Consider the following 17,898-nt stretch of genomic DNA (forward strand, 5'->3'; position numbering starts at 1 on the left):
TACAAGTTATGAGTTTACCCTTTTATATAGTTGATGTTTTTGCCGATAAAAAATATGCTGGAAATCAGCTGGCAGTTTTTATGGATGCAGAGAATCTAAGTTCTGAACAAATGCAGCAAATTGCTCATGAAATTAATTTCGCAGAAAGCACATTTGTGACCAAATTGGACAGAGAAAATAACAAAGCTGAAATTAAAATTTTTACTCCGGCGCATGAAATGCAGTTTGCAGGACATCCAATTATTGGAACTTCATGGGTTTTGATGAATAAAGTATTCGAAAATTCGCCAAACGAAATCAAACTTAAAGTTCCGATTGGAGAAATTCCAATTCATCAGACAGAAGATTTGATTTGGTTAAAAGCAGCTCAGCCAAAATTTTGGGATGTTTTTTCGAAAGAAGATTTTACGCTTTTTAGCAATTTGCAGGTCAGCGATTTTGAAAATCAATTTCCAATTCAGGAAGTTACAACCGGAAGTGCCTTTGTTATGGTTCCCTTAAGCAGTAAAAGAGCTTTAGAAAATCTAGTTTTAGATAAAGATAAAGCAGATAAATGGATGAAGCAGCACTGCAAAACCGATCATAGAGGTTTATATTTTTACTATTTCGAAGGTTCAAAAGTAATGAGCCGATTATTATATATAGAGCATAATCAGTTATTAGAAGATGCTGCAACGGGAAGTGCAAGCACATGTTTACAAGCGTCTCTGCTAAAATACAATACGAAAGAAATAGATCTAATTAATTATCAGGGAGATTTTATTAATAGACCTTCGCAGATTTATTTTAAAGGAAAATTAGTTGATGATCAATATGATATTAACATTGGAGGAAAAGCACAATTTATTGCTAAGGGAGAGTGGGAAGCTTAGTCTAAAATAACAGAATAAAGAGTAAAGAAGATAGATTTATAAAATCAAGAAATAAATAACAGTATATAGAGGAATTAGAAAAAAAGAAGAGAAGTCTATGTTCTTACTTCTGTATTCTTTTCTCTCAAAAAGAAAGAAATATGAAATTAAACTGCCGACATAAAATAATCATTTTGTTAGTGTTATTGACAGCTCAGTTTTCGATTGCGCAGAAGAAAAATGAAAGTATCGGAACGGAGACTGTAAATGTTGTAAAACCTTACTCGCCGACTATTTCTGATGCTTTTAAAGTGAAAGAAACTCCTTCGCTTGAAGACAGCGGCAATCAGCCAAAAGAAGTTATTAAATACAGTATTTTATCTGTTCCTGTGGCTTCTACTTTTACACCTTCTAAAGGAAAAGCAGAAGGTGTTGAAAAAGCTAAAAAAGAAAGATTATTTAATAATTATGCCACTTTAGGATTAGGTAATTACAGTACTTTAAACGCAGAATTATTTGTAAATCAGGATTTGGGGAATAATGATTATCTGGCAGGAATGTTTCGTCATCATTCTTCGCAGGGCGGAATAAAAGATGTAGAGTTAAACGATGAATTTTACGATACCGCAATTAATATTGGTTACGGTCAAAACAATAGAGATAATTCTTGGAATATTGATTTAGGTTATCAAAATCAGATCTATAATTGGTACGGACTTCCGTCGGATTTTGGTTCTACAATTCCAGATCAGCGTTATGATTTAGTGAATAGTATAAATCCAGATCATTCTTATAATACTTTTTGGATTGGTGGAAATGCTGAATTTACAGAAAGTATTTTTAGTAATCTTTCTACAAAATTCACTCATTTTTCAGACAGCTATTCTTCATCAGAAAATAGATTTTTTGTAAAACCTACGTTTACTGTCGATGTAATGGATCAGGCAATCAAAACAAATGTTATTGTAGATCACGTAAGCGGCTCTTTTAAAAATAATTATTTACAAGATAATACAGAAGCTTTGAAATACAGTTTTACAAATGTTGGAATTGAGCCGAGTTTTGTAATTAATGAAAACGATTGGACATTAGAATTAGGAGCTGGTGTTTTCTACAGCGCAGATTCTGAGAACAGCGGCAATAAATTCTATATTTATCCAAAAGTAAATGCTTCTTATAAATTAGTGGGTGATTTAATGATTTTCTACACCGGAGTAAATGGTGGTTTAGCTCAGAATTCTTACGCCGATTTTGTGACTGAAAATCCGTTTTTGTCTCCAACTTTAAATATGCGTCCGTCTAGTACACAATACAATGTTTTTGCAGGATTGAAAGGAAAGCTGGCAAATAATGTCAATTATAATTTGACAGGTTCTTACATGAATGAAAAAGATAAAGCGTTATTTAAAGCAAATGATTACACAGAAGTAATTACAAATGAAGATTATGCTTTTGGGAATTCATTTGGAGTAGTATACGAGGATATTAGAACTTTCCGTTTTTACGGAGAATTAAAAGCCGATTTTTCTCAGAATGTAACTTTTGGAATCAACGGAACATTTAATAGTTATAATACAGATAACGCAGTTGAAGCCTGGAATTTACCAACAATGAAATTAAGTTCGACTTTAGACGTTAATATTACTAAGCAATTATACGCTGGGCTGAATGTTTTTTATGTGGGTGAAAGAAAAGACATGCAGGTAAATTCTGGAATTATGGCAAATTATGCTCCAATAACTTTAAAAAGTTATTTTGATGCAAACGCCCATGTTGGTTATAAATTCAACGAACGTTTAACGTTTTTCTTGAAATTGAATAATATTGGAAATCAGGCTTATGAAAAATGGTTAAATTATCCTGTACAAGGATTCCAAGTTTTAGGAGGAGCAAATTATAAATTTGATTTTTAAAACATAGCCACAAAGACACCAAGGCACAAAAATTATATATAATATAAAAAGTGCCTTTTTTTTCAGCCATGAACTCATGAATTTTTTGGAGTAGATTCGTGAATTCGTGGCTGTTTTTTTTAATAAAGGAAAAACCTTTGCATCTTTGTGCCATAAAACCTCAGTACCTCAAAAAAATGACTTTTAAAGAAAAAATATATTCCCACTATATACAAATGGTTCAGGACAGAATTGATGTTTTTAAAGACATGATTTCAAACTTAACCGAAGATTCTAAAAACGATGCCAAAGGTTCTGCGGGGGATAAACACGAAACCGCGCTATCAATGATGCACATAGAACAGGAAAAGCTAACGAATAAATTGAAAGAAGCTATTGCTCAAAAAGCAATTTTAGATAAAATTGATCCGCTTAAAATAACCGAAAATATTGTTTTAGGAAGTTTAGTAAAAGCAAACGGAATCTATTTATACGTGAGCGTTGCACTTCCTAAAATTACCATTGACGGCATAAATGTGATTGCGCTTTCTCCGCAATCTCCTTTAGGAAATCATTTGATGGGGAATAAAGTGGGGTTTGAGTTTGAGATTAATAAGACACATTATACTATTGAACAAATTAGCTAGTAGATGAATTTTATGCACTTAATATGTAGTTTTTCATTCTTTGGTGCTTCTTATGCCTTTTATAAGATTCATAAATTATGGAAAAAAGATGTTACGGAAAATGATAAGCTTTATAAGTTCCAAATTAAAGGAAAAACCTTTGAGCATTGGCTGCTAATTGGGATGTTAATAATTATAGGAATAGTTTATTTTTTTAAAGCACTGCCTTAACCGCAAAGTTTCTCACCCTGAAGAAGGAGGTATTGTACTAGAAACTTGATAAAGATTGGCGAATTAGCATGCGGACTTACTTGTGTGATCTTTCCTTCGTTAAGATGAAAAGTAAGACCTAAAATCTAGACAGCGCTAGATAATAATAATTTCTGAGCACTGATTATTCTTCTTTTTGCGAATTTTTTAATGATACTGGAATAACTCAGAATTTAATTCAAAAAACTGCTTTACACTTTCATTTTTTAACTGGTTTTGTAGTCAAGATTAAAATTTTCAAGTTTCAAGCTTGTTTTTACTTCTAAATTTTACATTTTATATGTAAAAACAAAGTTATGGTTATAAAATGTAATTGAAATGCATATTTATGTTTTTCAATTGTAACTAATATTACATCTTTGCCCTATCAAATTAAAATTTAAAGAATTAAAATATAAAATTATGTGTGGAATTGTATGTGCCTTTGATCTTAAACAAAAAGCCGAAGCGTTAAGACCTCAAGTATTAGAAATGTCAAAAATCATTCGTCACCGCGGACCAGACTGGAGCGGAATTTACAGCAATGATAAAGCGATTCTTTCTCACGAGCGTTTGGCAATTGTAGATCCAGCTTCAGGAAAACAACCTTTATTTACAGAAGATAAAAAATTGGTTTTAGCTGCAAACGGTGAGATTTACAATCACAGAGATTTACGTAAACAATTTGAAGGAAAATATAACTTTCAAACTGAAAGTGACTGTGAGGTTATTTTAGCTTTATATAAAGAAAAAGGAGTAAGTTTTGTTGATGAATTAAACGGAATCTTTGGATTTGCAATTTATGATGTTGATAAAGACGAGTATTTTGTTGCTCGTGATCATATGGGAATTATTCCATTGTATATTGGATGGGATCAGCACGGAACTTTTTACGTTGCTTCTGAATTGAAAGCGTTAGAAGGATATTGTACCAAAATTGAATTATTTCCTCCAGGGCATTACTTATCAAGCAAAGATGGCGAATTTGTACAATGGTACAAAAGAGACTGGACAGAATATGATGCTGTAAAAGACAACGAAACAAGTATTCCGGAAATCAAAAAAGCGTTAGAAGCAGCGGTTCACAGACAATTAATGAGTGATGTTCCTTATGGAGTTTTACTTTCTGGAGGTTTAGATTCGTCTATTACTTCGGCTGTGGCTAAGAAATTTGCTCAAAAAAGAATTGAGTCAGACGACACTACAGATGCTTGGTATCCGCAATTGCACTCTTTTTCAGTTGGTTTAGAAGGTTCTCCAGATTTAGCTGCGGCACGTAAAGTGGCAGACCATATCGGAACGATTCACCACGAAATTAAATTCACTATCCAAGAAGGTTTGGATGCTGTTCGTGATGTAATTTATAACTTAGAAACGTATGATGTAACTACAGTTAGAGCTTCGACTCCAATGTGGTTAATGGCGAGAGTTATCAAATCAATGGGAATCAAAATGGTTCTTTCTGGAGAAGGTGCAGATGAGTTATTTGGAGGATATTTGTATTTCCATAAAGCGCCAAATGCTAGAGAATTTCACGAAGAAAACGTTCGTAAATTAGGAAAACTTCATATGTACGACTGCTTACGTGCCAACAAAAGTTTAGCAGCTTGGGGAATCGAAGGTCGTGTGCCATTTTTAGATAAAGAATTTATGGATGTTGCAATGCGCATCAACCCACAAGATAAAATGATCAACAAAGAGCATCCGATGGAAAAATGGGTAGTTCGTAAAGCTTTTGAAGATATGCTTCCAGAAAGTGTAGCTTGGAGACAAAAAGAACAATTTTCTGATGGAGTAGGATACAGCTGGATTGATACTTTAAAAGAAGTGGTAGCCAGAGAAGTTTCAGACGAGCAATTAGCAAACGCTAGATTTAAATTCCCGTTACAAACGCCAACTTCAAAAGAAGAGTATTACTATCGTTCGATCTTTACAGAACATTTCCCAAGTGATGCAGCAGCTTTATGTGTGCCTCAGGAAGCAAGTGTGGCTTGTAGTACAAAAATTGCTTTGGAGTGGGATGAGGCATTCAAAAACATGAATGATCCTTCTGGTAGAGCAGTGGCAAGTGTTCACGATGATGCTTATGCTAAAGCTTAAAAACGAGTTTAATTTTTTGAATTAGTATATATATTGCAGAAAGACGTTCTTATTAAGAACGTCTTTCTTGTCTAAAATTGTTAAAATCTCTATTTCAGTTCTTTGTAGTTTTTTTTCTAATATTGATTTGAACTTACTTTTTTATATTTGGCATTCGCCGAAATAAAGTAATTCGCTGAAATTTTAGTTTCGAAAATGTAGAAAAGCAGAAAATAATATTTAGTTTTGCTTTTAGTGAAAAATTTTAATGATTTTTTAATGTGCAGATGATGTTAAGATCTTGTACAGCAGAAAAAAATAAAAAAATAGAATAGTATGTCTGGATTATTGGCCGTTATTGGTAAAGGAAAAGACCCCAAGCTTGTAAAACAACTTTCTGAAAGAATGTCACATCGAGGACCTGATGAAAGTGATATTCATATTATGGAAAATGGCAGTATACTTTGTCATGAAAGCCTGTCGATAATAGACCTTAATTCGGGAAAGCAGCCAATTCAAGGAACTCAAAATGCCTGGATGGTGCATGATGGCGAAATTTATAACTATCAAGAACTTAAGGATACTGTTTTAAAACATCATACATTTAGAACGGCTTCTGATTCTGAGGTAATTGTACATCTTTATGAAGAGTTTGGTTATGATTTCTGTAATAAACTTGATGGTGACTTTGCTTTCGTAGTTATCGATGGTGATAAATACATAGCTGGTCGTGATCCTATAGGTGTTAAACCGCTGTATTATGGTTTAGATGAAAGAGGGAGAATTTATTTTTCTTCAGAAATGAAAGCTGTTGCAGATCAATGTAAGTCATTTTCTACTTTTCCTCCAGGACATTATTATACCGCAAAAACTGGTTTTGTAAAATATTACCACCCTGAATACGAAGATCATAAAAATGCAGATCATTCTTTGGACTTAGGTTCAATTCGTCAAAGTTTAATAAATGCAACAAGCAAACGTTTATTAGCAAATGTTTCAGTTGGTGTTATACTTTCAGGAGGATTAGATTCTTCATTAACATCATCAATTGCTTCTAGATTATTAAAAGGGAACGGAGAAAAACTGCATTCTTTTTCAATTGGATTAGACGCTGATTCACCAGATAATATTGCCGCAAGAAAAGCAGCGGAATTTTTAGGGACAGATCATCACGAAATTCACTTTTCTGTAGAGGAAGGTGTGCAGATTTTAGAAAAAGTAATTTATCATATTGAAACGTACGATATTATCTGTGTACGATCTGGAGTTCCAATGTATTTATTGTCTCAAGCAATTGCTGAACAAGGAGTTAAAGTAATTTTATCAGGAGAAGGAGCAGATGAAGTTTTTGGAGGTCATTTGTATTTTAGAAATGCACCATCTGCAGAAGAATTTCAGGATGAAACAATAGAGAGAGTTCAGAAGTTATTTACAGCTGATTTGCTGCGTGCAGATAAAACAACAATGGCACACGGACTAGAAGTGAGGTTTCCGTTTTTAGATACAGAATTTTTAGATGTAAATATCCGTATTAAAACAGAAGAAAAACAGCCTAAAACTTATGATGGAGTTGAAAAATACATTTTAAGAAAAGCTTTTGATACTCCTGAAGATCCTTACTTGCCGGCAGATGTTCTATGGCGCCAGAAAGAACAATTTTCAGATGGAGTTGGATACAATTGGGTCGATGAGTTAATTGAATATTGTGCTTCGCAGGTGACAGATGAACAATTGGCTGGTGCTAGTGTTGAATTTCCATACAATTCGCCAACAACAAAAGAAGCTTATTTATATCGATCAATTTTCCATAAATATTATCCACAGGTAAGTGCTGCACAAACAGTGCGCAAATGGATTCCAAAATGGCAGGAAAACCTTGATCCAAGTGGAAGAGCGAACGCTGCGCATTTACAAGGAAACTTTGAGAAAGTAAAATCTGGAGTTGCAGTTTAGGAGTTAAATTCGAAAGTTGAAAACTCAAATAAAATAAATTCCAAACTCCAATTTTGGATCAAAAACAAAACCGAAATGCATTCAATTGTAGTTTCGGTTTTTTTATATGTTTTAATTTTTGGAATTTGGAATTTCAAAAAATGATTTTTCTAATAATTCATTATTGCTTTTGGAATTTGAAATTTAAGCGATCGGAATTTAAAAAAGATTCATTTTTTACGTTATTTCCATTTTTGGAATTTGGAATTAAAGAAAATTTGAATTTAAATTCATTTTTGAAGTTATTTTTAGGTTTTTCAGACAATTGTGTTAATAACTTAAGTGCTTTAAGTCGTATTTTAATGGGTATATAGCCTGCGTTTTTATATATTTGCGTGTTAGACAGTAAATACATTTATTAGAATAAATTATATGAGCGAAGAAATCAAGAAGAACAATTATTCAGCAGATAGTATTCAGGCATTAGAAGGAATGGAGCACGTAAGAATGCGTCCATCGATGTATATTGGAGATGTAGGAGTTCGAGGACTGCATCATTTAGTTTATGAGGTTGTTGATAACTCTATTGATGAGGCCATGGGAGGGCATTGTGATACCATTGGTGTTGCAATAAACGAAGATGGTTCGATTACAGTTGAAGATAATGGACGTGGTATTCCAGTTGATTTACATAAAAAAGAAGGTGTTTCGGCACTTGAAGTTGTAATGACAAAAATTGGAGCCGGTGGTAAATTCGACAAAGATTCATATAAAGTTTCCGGAGGTTTACACGGGGTAGGGGTTTCAGTTGTAAATGCCCTTTCAGTTCACATGAAATCTACTGTATTTAGAGATGGTAAGATTTATGAGCAGGAATATGAAAGAGGAAAATCTTTATATCCTGTAAAACAAATTGGAGAAACAGATAAGAGAGGTACACGCCAGACTTTCTTTCCAGATAATACAATTTTTACTCAGACTACTGAATTTTCATACGATACGCTTTCAGCACGTATGCGTGAGCTTTCTTTCTTAAATAAAGGAATCACGATTACCTTTACAGATAAAAGAGAAGTTGACGAAAAAGGTGAATTTAAAAGTGAAGTATTTCATTCAGACGAAGGTCTTAAAGAATATATCCGCTACTTAGATGGAAACCGTGAGCCAATTATCTCTCACGTAATCAGCATGGATCACGATAAAGGTGAAATTCCAGTTGAAGTTGCCTTGATTTATAATACAAGTTATACTGAGAATATTTTTTCTTACGTAAATAATATTAATACACACGAAGGAGGAACGCATCTACAAGGTTTTAGAAGTGGTTTGACAAGAACACTTAAAAAATACGCAGATGCATCTGGAATGTTAGATAAATTGAAATTCGAAATCGCAGGAGATGACTTCCGTGAAGGATTAACAGCTATTATTTCGGTAAAAGTTGCAGAACCACAATTCGAAGGACAAACTAAAACTAAACTTGGAAACAGAGAAGTAGTTTCTCCAGTTTCACAAGCTGTTGGGGAAATGCTTGAGAATTATTTGGAAGAAAATCCGAATGATGCTCGTGTAATCATCCAAAAAGTAATTTTAGCGGCTCAGGCACGTCACGCAGCGAAAAAAGCACGTGAAATGGTGCAGCGTAAAACCGTTATGGGCGGTGGCGGACTTCCAGGGAAATTATCAGATTGTTCTGAGCAGGATCCTGCAAGATGTGAGGTTTACTTAGTCGAGGGAGATTCGGCTGGTGGAACAGCAAAACAAGGACGTGATCGTAACTTTCAAGCAATTCTGCCATTACGTGGTAAGATTTTGAACGTTGAAAAAGCGATGCATCATAAAGTATTCGAAAACGAAGAGATTAGAAATATATTTACTGCTTTAGGGGTAACTGTAGGAACTGCAGAAGACAGTAAAGCTCTTAATATTGAAAAATTACGTTACCATAAAGTAATCATCATGTGTGATGCCGATGTCGATGGTAGTCACATTTCTACCTTAATATTAACGTTCTTTTTCCGTTTCATGAAAGAGCTAATTGAAGAAGGTCACGTTTACATTGCAGCGCCTCCTTTGTATTTAGTTAAGAAAGGAAACAAAAAAGAATATGCTTGGAATGATGTACAGCGTGATCAAGCAAACGAGAGAATGGGTGGAAGCGCCGCAATTCAGCGTTATAAAGGTCTTGGAGAGATGAACGCGGAGCAATTGTGGGAAACTACAATGGATCCAAACTTCAGAACACTACGTCAGGTAACGATTGATAGTTTAGCAGAAGCAGATAGAGTTTTCTCTATGTTAATGGGTGACGAAGTACCGCCTCGTAGAGAATTTATCGAGAAAAATGCAGTTTACGCAAATATCGACGCATAAAATAAAAAATTAATAATTTCAATTCGTTTAATTGTTTAAATTTACTAGACAATTAAACGAATTGTCTTTTAAGGGATAGACAAATAATTAATAACCGATAAAGTATAAAATATGAAAGTTACCATTGTAGGAGCAGGAAATGTTGGAGCTACATGTGCTGATGTTATTTCTTATAGAGGAATTGCCAGCGAAGTAGTATTGTTGGATATTAAAGAAGGTTTTGCCGAAGGTAAAGCATTGGATATTACACAATGCGCGACAAATACTGGTTTTAATACTAAAGTATCTGGCGTTACCAACGATTATTCTAAAACTGCTGGAAGTGATGTAGTAGTAATTACATCAGGAATTCCAAGAAAACCAGGAATGACAAGAGAAGAATTAATTGGTATAAATGCAGGAATTGTTAAAACAGTTGCTGAAAATGTATTGAAATATTCTCCAGATACAATAATTGTTGTAGTTTCGAATCCGATGGACACTATGACTTATCTGGCTTTAAAAGCGACTGGTCTTCCAAAAAATAGAATTATAGGAATGGGTGGAGCTTTGGATAGTTCTCGTTTTAGAACGTATCTTTCATTGGCTTTAGATAAACCTGCAAATGATATTTCAGCAATGGTAATTGGAGGCCATGGTGATACAACCATGATTCCATTAACGCGTCTGGCTTCATATAACGGAATTCCAGTTTCAGAATTTCTTTCAGAAGAAGTATTACAAAAAGTAGCGGCAGATACTATGGTAGGAGGCGCAACGCTTACTGGTTTATTAGGAACTTCTGCTTGGTACGCACCTGGAGCTTCTGTAGCCTATTTAGTGGACAGTATCTTGAACGATCAAAAGAAAATGATCGCGTGTTCTGTTTTCGTAGAAGGAGAATATGGACAAAGCGATATCTGTATTGGGGTGCCATGTATAATTGGTAAAAATGGTGTAGAAGAAATTTTAGATATTAACTTAAATGATCAGGAAAAAGCATTATTTGCGAAAAGTGCAGATGCAGTTCGTAGTATGAATGATGCCTTAAAAACGATTTTAGTATAATAAAAACGGCAAAAAAGAGAAAAGGCTGCACTTTTGCAGCTTTTTTTTTGAGATTAATCAATAAATAAATTGGTTAATATTTTCGTTAATTATATATTTGCTCGGTTTAAAAAAAAATTGGTAATTCGTGATCTCGTATTTTTGTTTTAAAAAATCATGTCAGGGCTTATTTTATGGGACTTTAAAACAAAAACAAAAATAAAACATAATTAATTTTTAGTAATAATGCAGAATAAAGGACTTATTAAATTTTTCGCAATTCTATTTGCATTGGTGAGTATTTACCAACTATCATTCACTTTTGTGGCAAATGGTGTCAAAAGTGAAGCTAAAGCTTTTGCAGGAGATAATCCTGATAAGGAGCTGAAATATTTAGATTCTATTGGTAAAGAGAAAGTATTAAATCTTGGTTTTACGGATTTCACTTACAATGAAGTGAAAAACAAGCAGCTTAATAAAGGTCTTGACTTAGAAGGAGGAATCAACGTTATTCTTCAGATTTCTATTAAAGATGTTTTAAAAGGTTTAGCTAATAATTCTAAAAATCCAGTTTTTAATAAATCATTAGCTGATGCATCTGCAAATTTAGAAGGTAACAAAACATATTTAAATAAGTTTTTTGAAGCTTTTGAAGCAAATTCAAAAGGAAGCGTAAAATTAGCTTCTCCAGATATTTTCGCTAATAGAAGTCTTCAAGGAGAAGGTGGTGTAGATTTTCAAATGTCTGACGCACAGGTTCAAAAAGTTATCAAAAGAAAAGTAGATGAGTCTGTAGAAAGTGCTTTTAAAGTATTAAGAGAGCGTATCGATAAATTTGGTGTTACACAGCCAAACATCCAAAAATTAGGAGAAACAGGAAGAATCTTAGTAGAGCTTCCAGGTGCTAAAGATGTTGATAGAATTAAAAAATTATTAGGTGGAAAAGCTCAATTAGAGTTTTGGGAAACTTATAAAGTTGAAGAAATCGGGAATTTCTTAGTAGCTGCTAACGAAGCTTTAAAGAAAACTGAAGTTAAAAAAACTGAAACTAAAACTGTTGCTAAAGATTCATTAAATGCTTTATTAACAGATGCTAAAGATTCTACAGATACTAAAAAAGGAAACAATCCTTTATTTGACAAAATTTTAGGTCAAGGCGGTGGACCAGTTTTAGGTTACTTTGCTACAAAAGATACTGCTGTAATCAACAGTTATTTTAAAAGACCAGAAATTAGAGTTTTATTGGCAGCTGACCAGCATTATGCAAAATTTGTTTGGAGTAAACCAACAACTATAAAAGATCAAAAAGCAAAAGATTTAGCAAGTGCAAAAGATATTGAAGTTGTTGAATTATACGCTTTAAAAGGAAACAGAGACAATAACCCAGCAATGAGCGGTGGTGTTGTTACTGATGCAAAAGATACTTTTGACCAAATGGGTAAGCCTGCAGTTTCTATGCAGATGAACAGCCAAGGTGCTAAAGTTTGGGAAGAATTAACAGGAAGAGCATTTGCTCAAAAAAGTTACATCGCTATTGTTTTAGATGATATCGTTTATTCTGCTCCAGGTGTTACAAGTGGTCCTATTGCTGGAGGAAGATCTGAAATTACAGGTTCCTTTGATGTTGCTGAAACTAAAGATTTAGCTAACGTATTAAATGCAGGTAAATTACCAGCGTCTGCAGATATTATTCAATCAACAGTAGTTGGTCCTTCTCTAGGGCAGGCGGCTATTGATGCAGGTACAATTTCTTCTGTATTAGGATTCTTATTAGTTTGCGTTTGGATGGTATTCTATTATGGTAAAGCTGGATGGTATGCAAACCTTGCTTTATTATTAAACTTACTATTCTTATTCGGAATTATGGCAAGTTTTGGCTTTGTATTAACATTGCCAGGTATCGCAGGTATCGTGTTAACATTAGGTACAGCGGTAGATGCGAACATTATTATATACGAAAGAGCGAAAGAGGAATTACGTGAAGGAAAATCGCTTTCTGAGGCAGTTGCTGCTTCTTACGGATGGCATGGTGCAATGCGTTCTATTATTGACGCTAACGTTACTCACGTTTTAACTGGAGCTATCTTGTTTATTTTCGGAACTGGTCCTATCAAAGGTTTCGCTTTAACGTTATTAATTGGTATTGTAACTTCATTGTTTACATCAATCTTTATTGCTAGAATTTTTATTGATAGAAATATCGCTGGAAAAGGAGATTTAACTTTCTCTACAAACATTACTAAAAATTGGTTTACTAATTTCCACTTTGATTTCATTAAAGTTAAAAAATTCACTTATATATTCTCGTCTATTGTAACAGTAGTAAGTTTAACTTCTATTTTCTTTATTAATGGTTTAGATGAAGGTGTTGATTTTGTTGGAGGTAGAACTTTCCAAGTTAAATTTGAAAAACCAGTTGATGCAACTGCTGTTTCAGATGAATTATCTGCTGCTTTTGGAACTCCGGTTGAGGCTAAAATTTTAGGAGATGATGATCAGTTGAAAATCACTACTAAATATAAAATTAAAGAAGATGGTGTAGCTATTGATGAAGAAGTGAACCAAAAATTATACGCTTCATTACAGAAATATTTCCCAAATACTTCTTATGAGAAATTCATTAACTCATTTGATGGTAAAAAAGTAGGTGTATTACAAGCTTCTAAAGTTGGGGCTTCTATCTCTGAGGATATTAAAACTAACTCATACTGGGCAGTTCTTGGTGCAATGGCAGTTATTTTCTTATACTTAATGGTTTCTTTCCGTAAATGGCAGTATTCATTAGGTGCGATTGCAGCTGTTGCGCATGACGTAATCTTTGTATTAGGAATTTACTCTTTATGCTACAAATTCATGCCATTCCACATGGAAATGGATCAGCACTTTATCGCTGCGATTTTAACTGTAATTGGTTACTCTATGAACGATACTGTAATTGTATTTGACAGGGTAAGAGAGTTTATCATCGGAAACCGTAAAGGTAGCTTCGAAGATATAGTAAATGCTTCTATTAATACTACATTATCAAGAACGTTGAATACTTCATTAATGATGATTATTGTATTATTGACAATGTTTATTTTTGGTGGAGAATCAATTAGAGGATTTATCTTTGCTATGTTAATTGGTATTATCGTAGGTACTTATTCTTCATTATTTATCGCAACTCCAGTATTGGTTGATACGATTTCTAATGATGAGAAACATACAATCGAAGACAAACACAACAAAGCGTAATTAAACTTTGTTTTTATTATAAGAAAGATCCAGTGAAAACTGGATCTTTTTTTTATGTTTGTATTTGTGATCCAAATCCTATTTATGAATAGAAAAAGAATATTCTTGGCAGTCCTCTTGTTTGGAGTATGTCAGATCAATGCGCAGCGAAAAAACAGTCATTTCAGAATAGGAATGAGTTATGGTTTCGGGAGCGAATTCAATAATACGGATTATACTTTTACCAACCATTTTTATAAAGCGCAGCTTTATTATAATCTCAAGAAAACTGAAAATTTTGCTTACGATATTTTGGTACAGCCGGAAATTAATTTTGGCAGACATCAGCTATTAAATTTATACTTCGTAAAGCCAGAAACGCCAAATTTTGAAGAGAAAAGAATAGAATATATGCAACTCAAAAATGTTTACAATTTGTTCTTAATTTAGGCTTTGTAGTTAGAAAACCAATTGAAAAAACATTTTCCTATTATGCTGTAGGAAGTATAGGCCCATTGATAACAGATGCAGAAACAGAAAGAATGTCTAAAGGTTTTGCTTTTGCAGATGTTTTAGCCGTTGGTTTTACGGCTTCTTACGATATATTTCAAATTGATATTCGTCCGAGTTTGCGACATGTATCTAATGCAGGCTTAGGAAGCTCAAATGCGGGTTATAACACAAAGAATGTAGAGTTTAGTATTTTCGTATAAGCTATAAATAGAAATGCCCAATATCAAGCGATATTGGGCATTTCTTTATTTGAGAAATATATTCTTATGATTGCGCTAAAGGATTTCTTTGTGCTCTAATAATGAAAAATAATCCGATTATAATAAAGGGAATGCTTAACCATTGTCCTGTAGAAAAATAACCTAAGTTTTCTTCTATACCGCCTTGGCTTTCTTTTACAAATTCTACAATAAAACGTACTACAAATAAAAGAACTAAAAACAATCCAAATAAATAGCCGGTTTTTAGTCTTGTATTGGTTTTCCAGTATAAGAAGTACAAAATAGCAAATACAAATATATAAGAGAATGCTTCGTACAATTGGGCTGGATGTCTTGCAGGAACTTCGGCTAATACATTGGCAAATTTTGGATCTGCTGCGATTGCATTGTAGGCTTCGATTGGATCTGCAATTCCAGTTTTTTGTACAGCTTCATTTTTACTGAATGTATCGTGTAAAAAACGAACTCCGAATGAAGATGTAGTTTCGTTTCCAATGATTTCTGAATTGAAGAAATTCCCCAAACGAACAAAAATAGCACCACTGGCAACAGGAATTACGATTCTATCCAAGATCCATAAAAGTGATCGCTTTAATATTTTTTTGCTGTAAAAATACATGGCGACAATAATAGAAATCGCAGCTCCATGACTTGCTAGTCCTTGGAAACCTGTAAATTCAAATTTTGGTTCGAATCTGACAGGAAGGAAAATTTCCAATAAATGATTTCTGAAATATTCCCAATCGTAAAAGAAAACATGTCCTAGACGTGCACCAATTAAAGTTGCCAGAACTGTCCAAACAAATAGAGAATCTAATTTTTCTAGTGATTCGTTTTCTCTTTCGAAAATCTTTTTCATTAGGAACCATCCTAAAAGAAAAGCAATTACAAACATTAAGCTGTAATAGCGAATCATAAAAAATCCTAAATTAATTCCCTCTGAAGGATTCCAAACAAAATTTAAGGCGTGTGTCATGTAAAATGTTTTATATATTGTGAAAATAAATATTTAATGTAAAGTCTCGTTTTATAACAGGTTAATGTTTATGGCTGCATTTCTTTTCTGGTACAGGATCGTAACCGCTTCTTCCCCAAGGATGACAGCTTAAAATGCGTTTTACTCCTAAAAACCCGCCGTAGAATAATCCATGGGTCTGCAAAGCTTGGATCATGTAGGTCGAACAAGTAGGTTCAAATCTGCAGGATGCCGGTGTAAACGGAGAAATTGCCGTTTGATAAAAACGAACCAAGAGCACAAATGGGTATATTAGAATTTTGGATAACATTTTATCAATACTTATTGTCTAGTTTTTCAGACTTCTATTTGTTGTCTTTACAAGAATTTTGTTACATCCAAAACTTTAATTTCTTTATTGAATGCTAAATGATGTTCCTTCTTTTCCGTCTTTTAGTTGGATTCCTAAAGCAATTAATTGATCTCTAATCTGATCTGAAAGGGCAAAGTTTTTGTCTGCTCTAGCTTGATTTCTCATTCCGATAAGCATATTAACAACACCTTCTAATTTATCATTATCTCCATCGGCATTTTTCTCATCGCTAAGACCCAAAACATCAAATACAAAAGCATTTACAGCTGTTGTAAAATCTGCTAAATCATTTGCAGTAATAGTTTCTTTGCCGTCTTTTAATAAGTTGATATAGCGAACGGCTTCAAATAGCTGTGCGATTAAAATAGGCGTATTAAAATCGTCATTCATTGCATCGTAGCATAGCTGTTTCCATGCTGCAAAATCAATAGAACTGGTATTAGCTGCAGCGATATTTGGTAAAGCATCAACTGCTTCCATTAATCTTTTGTATCCTTTTTCTGCAGCAACAATTGCATCATCAGAAAAATCTAAAATACTTCTGTAATGTGCCTGCAGCATGAAGAAACGAGTAACAGAAGCCGAAAATGGTTTGCTTAGAATATTATTATCGCCGCTCAGAATTTCGCCTGGTAAAATATTATTTCCAGTCGATTTAGCCATTTTCTTTCCGTTTAAAGTCAGCATGTTAGCATGCATCCAATAGTTAACTGGAGATTGACCTGTACAGGCTTCGTTTTGTGCGATTTCACATTCGTGGTGAGGAAATTTTAAATCCATTCCGCCTCCGTGAATATCAAAATGATTTCCAAGATATTTGGTACTCATTGCAGTACATTCAAGATGCCAGCCAGGAAAACCATCGCTCCATGGTGAGGGCCATCTCATGATATGTTCTGGTTCTGCTTTTTTCCAAAGTGCAAAATCCTGCGGATTTCTTTTGTCCGACTGTCCGTCAAGATCACGTGTGTTGGCTAGCATATCTTCGATATTTCTACCGCTTAAAACACCGTAATTATTGGTTTCGTTATATTTTACAACATCAAAATATACAGATCCGTTAGCTTCGTAGCCGATTCCTGTTGCTATAATTTTTTTGATGATTTCAATTTGCTCAATAATATGCCCAGTTGCAGTTGGCTCAATGCTTGGAGGCAGAAAATTGAATGCTTTTAAGATATCATGAAAATCGACAGTGTAGCGTTGTACAACCTCCATAGGTTCTAACTGCTCTAAACGTGCTTTTTTTGCAATTTTATCTTCGCCTTCGTCAACATCGTCAACGATATGTCCTACGTCGGTAATATTTCGAACATAGCGCACCTTGTAATCTAAGTGCAGAAAATATCTAAAAATTACGTCAAAAGACATAAAAGTTCTCACATTTCCTAAGTGGACATTACTATATACGGTAGGTCCACAAACATACATTCCAACATTTCCTTCATGGATTGGTTTGAAATCTTCTTTTTCACCTGAAAGTGAATTGTATATTTTTAAGGGCTGACTGCTATATAGTGGCATATTTTTTTTATTGTTTAATCGTTTAACCGTTAGTTGTTTAATCGTTTAAATGTTGGTTTTTTTTGATT

Annotated in this window: 13 protein-coding genes; 10 read left to right on the forward strand and 3 right to left on the reverse strand. The window is 33.7% G+C overall.

Going from position 1 to position 17,898, the window contains the following annotated elements; translation table 11 throughout:
- Positions 1-8 precede the first annotated feature (8 nt).
- From HYN86_RS10540 to HYN86_RS21135, 10 genes are all read left to right on the forward strand, one after another.
- Entirely contained in the window at positions 9-872 is an 864-nt protein-coding gene (locus HYN86_RS10540; RefSeq protein WP_113677988.1) for a PhzF family phenazine biosynthesis protein, read from the forward strand.
- A 140-nt stretch (positions 873-1,012) separates the two neighbouring features.
- Entirely contained in the window at positions 1,013-2,764 is a 1,752-nt protein-coding gene (locus HYN86_RS10545) for a TonB-dependent receptor (protein WP_113677989.1), read from the forward strand.
- Between the two features lie 176 nt (positions 2,765-2,940).
- On the forward strand, positions 2,941-3,390 hold the full coding sequence (locus HYN86_RS10550) for a hypothetical protein (protein ID WP_113677990.1): 450 nt from the start codon (positions 2,941-2,943) through the stop codon (positions 3,388-3,390).
- Positions 3,391-4,041: 651 nt separating this feature from the next.
- The gene (gene asnB, locus HYN86_RS10560; protein ID WP_113677992.1) at positions 4,042-5,718 is read left to right on the forward strand and encodes an asparagine synthase B; all 1,677 of its coding nucleotides are present in this window, start codon (positions 4,042-4,044) and stop codon (positions 5,716-5,718) included.
- A 315-nt stretch (positions 5,719-6,033) separates the two neighbouring features.
- The gene (gene asnB / locus HYN86_RS10565) at positions 6,034-7,650 is read left to right on the forward strand and encodes an asparagine synthase B (protein ID WP_113677993.1); all 1,617 of its coding nucleotides are present in this window, start codon (positions 6,034-6,036) and stop codon (positions 7,648-7,650) included.
- A 411-nt stretch (positions 7,651-8,061) separates the two neighbouring features.
- The gene (gyrB, locus tag HYN86_RS10575) at positions 8,062-10,002 is read left to right on the forward strand and encodes a DNA topoisomerase (ATP-hydrolyzing) subunit B (protein WP_113677995.1); all 1,941 of its coding nucleotides are present in this window, start codon (positions 8,062-8,064) and stop codon (positions 10,000-10,002) included.
- A 111-nt stretch (positions 10,003-10,113) separates the two neighbouring features.
- Positions 10,114-11,049 carry a malate dehydrogenase gene (gene mdh / locus HYN86_RS10580; RefSeq protein WP_113677996.1) on the forward strand — a complete coding sequence of 312 codons (936 nt, stop codon included), beginning with the start codon at positions 10,114-10,116 and terminating at the stop codon, positions 11,047-11,049.
- 225 nt (positions 11,050-11,274) lie between these two features.
- The gene (gene secDF, locus HYN86_RS10585) at positions 11,275-14,265 is read left to right on the forward strand and encodes a protein translocase subunit SecDF (RefSeq protein ID WP_113677997.1); all 2,991 of its coding nucleotides are present in this window, start codon (positions 11,275-11,277) and stop codon (positions 14,263-14,265) included.
- Positions 14,266-14,349: 84 nt separating this feature from the next.
- Positions 14,350-14,694 (forward strand): hypothetical protein, encoded by a 345-nt coding sequence (locus HYN86_RS21130; RefSeq protein WP_230406455.1) that lies wholly within the window; start codon positions 14,350-14,352, stop codon positions 14,692-14,694.
- Between the two features lie 20 nt (positions 14,695-14,714).
- A complete protein-coding gene (locus HYN86_RS21135; RefSeq protein ID WP_230406459.1) occupies positions 14,715-14,957 on the forward strand; it encodes an acyloxyacyl hydrolase in 243 nt (80 codons plus the stop codon).
- Between the two features lie 64 nt (positions 14,958-15,021).
- Here the strand turns inward: HYN86_RS21135 and lgt are convergent, their stop codons facing one another.
- The 3 genes from lgt to cysS all read right to left on the reverse strand — a co-directional run bounded on the left by lgt (position 15,022) and on the right by cysS (position 17,830).
- Positions 15,022-15,954 (reverse strand): prolipoprotein diacylglyceryl transferase, encoded by a 933-nt coding sequence (gene lgt, locus HYN86_RS10595; RefSeq protein ID WP_113677998.1) that lies wholly within the window; start codon positions 15,952-15,954, stop codon positions 15,022-15,024.
- A gap of 61 nt (positions 15,955-16,015) precedes the next feature.
- On the reverse strand, positions 16,016-16,264 hold the full coding sequence (gene yidD, locus HYN86_RS10600; RefSeq protein ID WP_113677999.1) for a membrane protein insertion efficiency factor YidD: 249 nt from the start codon (positions 16,262-16,264) through the stop codon (positions 16,016-16,018).
- 84 nt (positions 16,265-16,348) lie between these two features.
- Positions 16,349-17,830, reverse strand: a complete 1,482-nt coding sequence (gene cysS, locus HYN86_RS10605; protein WP_113678000.1) for a cysteine--tRNA ligase — start codon at positions 17,828-17,830, stop codon at positions 16,349-16,351.
- Between the last annotated feature and the right edge of the window lie 68 nt (positions 17,831-17,898).

Origin of the sequence: Flavobacterium fluviale, from assembly GCF_003312915.1 — a bacterium.
Classification (GTDB): domain Bacteria; phylum Bacteroidota; class Bacteroidia; order Flavobacteriales; family Flavobacteriaceae; genus Flavobacterium; species Flavobacterium fluviale.

Excerpts from the sequence above, each read along its gene's own strand:
- HYN86_RS21130 (WP_230406455.1), top strand. The coding sequence starts at position 14,350 with ATGAATAGAAAAAGAATATTCTTGGCAGTCCTCTTGTTTGGAGTATGT.
- HYN86_RS10550 (WP_113677990.1), top strand. The coding sequence starts at position 2,941 with ATGACTTTTAAAGAAAAAATATATTCCCACTATATACAAATGGTTCAG.
- yidD (WP_113677999.1), bottom strand. The coding sequence starts at position 16,264 with ATGTTATCCAAAATTCTAATATACCCATTTGTGCTCTTGGTTCGTTTT.
- secDF (WP_113677997.1), top strand. The coding sequence starts at position 11,275 with ATGCAGAATAAAGGACTTATTAAATTTTTCGCAATTCTATTTGCATTG.
- cysS (WP_113678000.1), bottom strand. The coding sequence starts at position 17,830 with ATGCCACTATATAGCAGTCAGCCCTTAAAAATATACAATTCACTTTCA.
- mdh (WP_113677996.1), top strand. The coding sequence starts at position 10,114 with ATGAAAGTTACCATTGTAGGAGCAGGAAATGTTGGAGCTACATGTGCT.
- asnB (WP_113677992.1), top strand. The coding sequence starts at position 4,042 with ATGTGTGGAATTGTATGTGCCTTTGATCTTAAACAAAAAGCCGAAGCG.
- HYN86_RS10545 (WP_113677989.1), top strand. The coding sequence starts at position 1,013 with ATGAAATTAAACTGCCGACATAAAATAATCATTTTGTTAGTGTTATTG.
- HYN86_RS10540 (WP_113677988.1), top strand. The coding sequence starts at position 9 with ATGAGTTTACCCTTTTATATAGTTGATGTTTTTGCCGATAAAAAATAT.
- asnB (WP_113677993.1), top strand. The coding sequence starts at position 6,034 with ATGTCTGGATTATTGGCCGTTATTGGTAAAGGAAAAGACCCCAAGCTT.
- lgt (WP_113677998.1), bottom strand. The coding sequence starts at position 15,954 with ATGACACACGCCTTAAATTTTGTTTGGAATCCTTCAGAGGGAATTAAT.
- gyrB (WP_113677995.1), top strand. The coding sequence starts at position 8,062 with ATGAGCGAAGAAATCAAGAAGAACAATTATTCAGCAGATAGTATTCAG.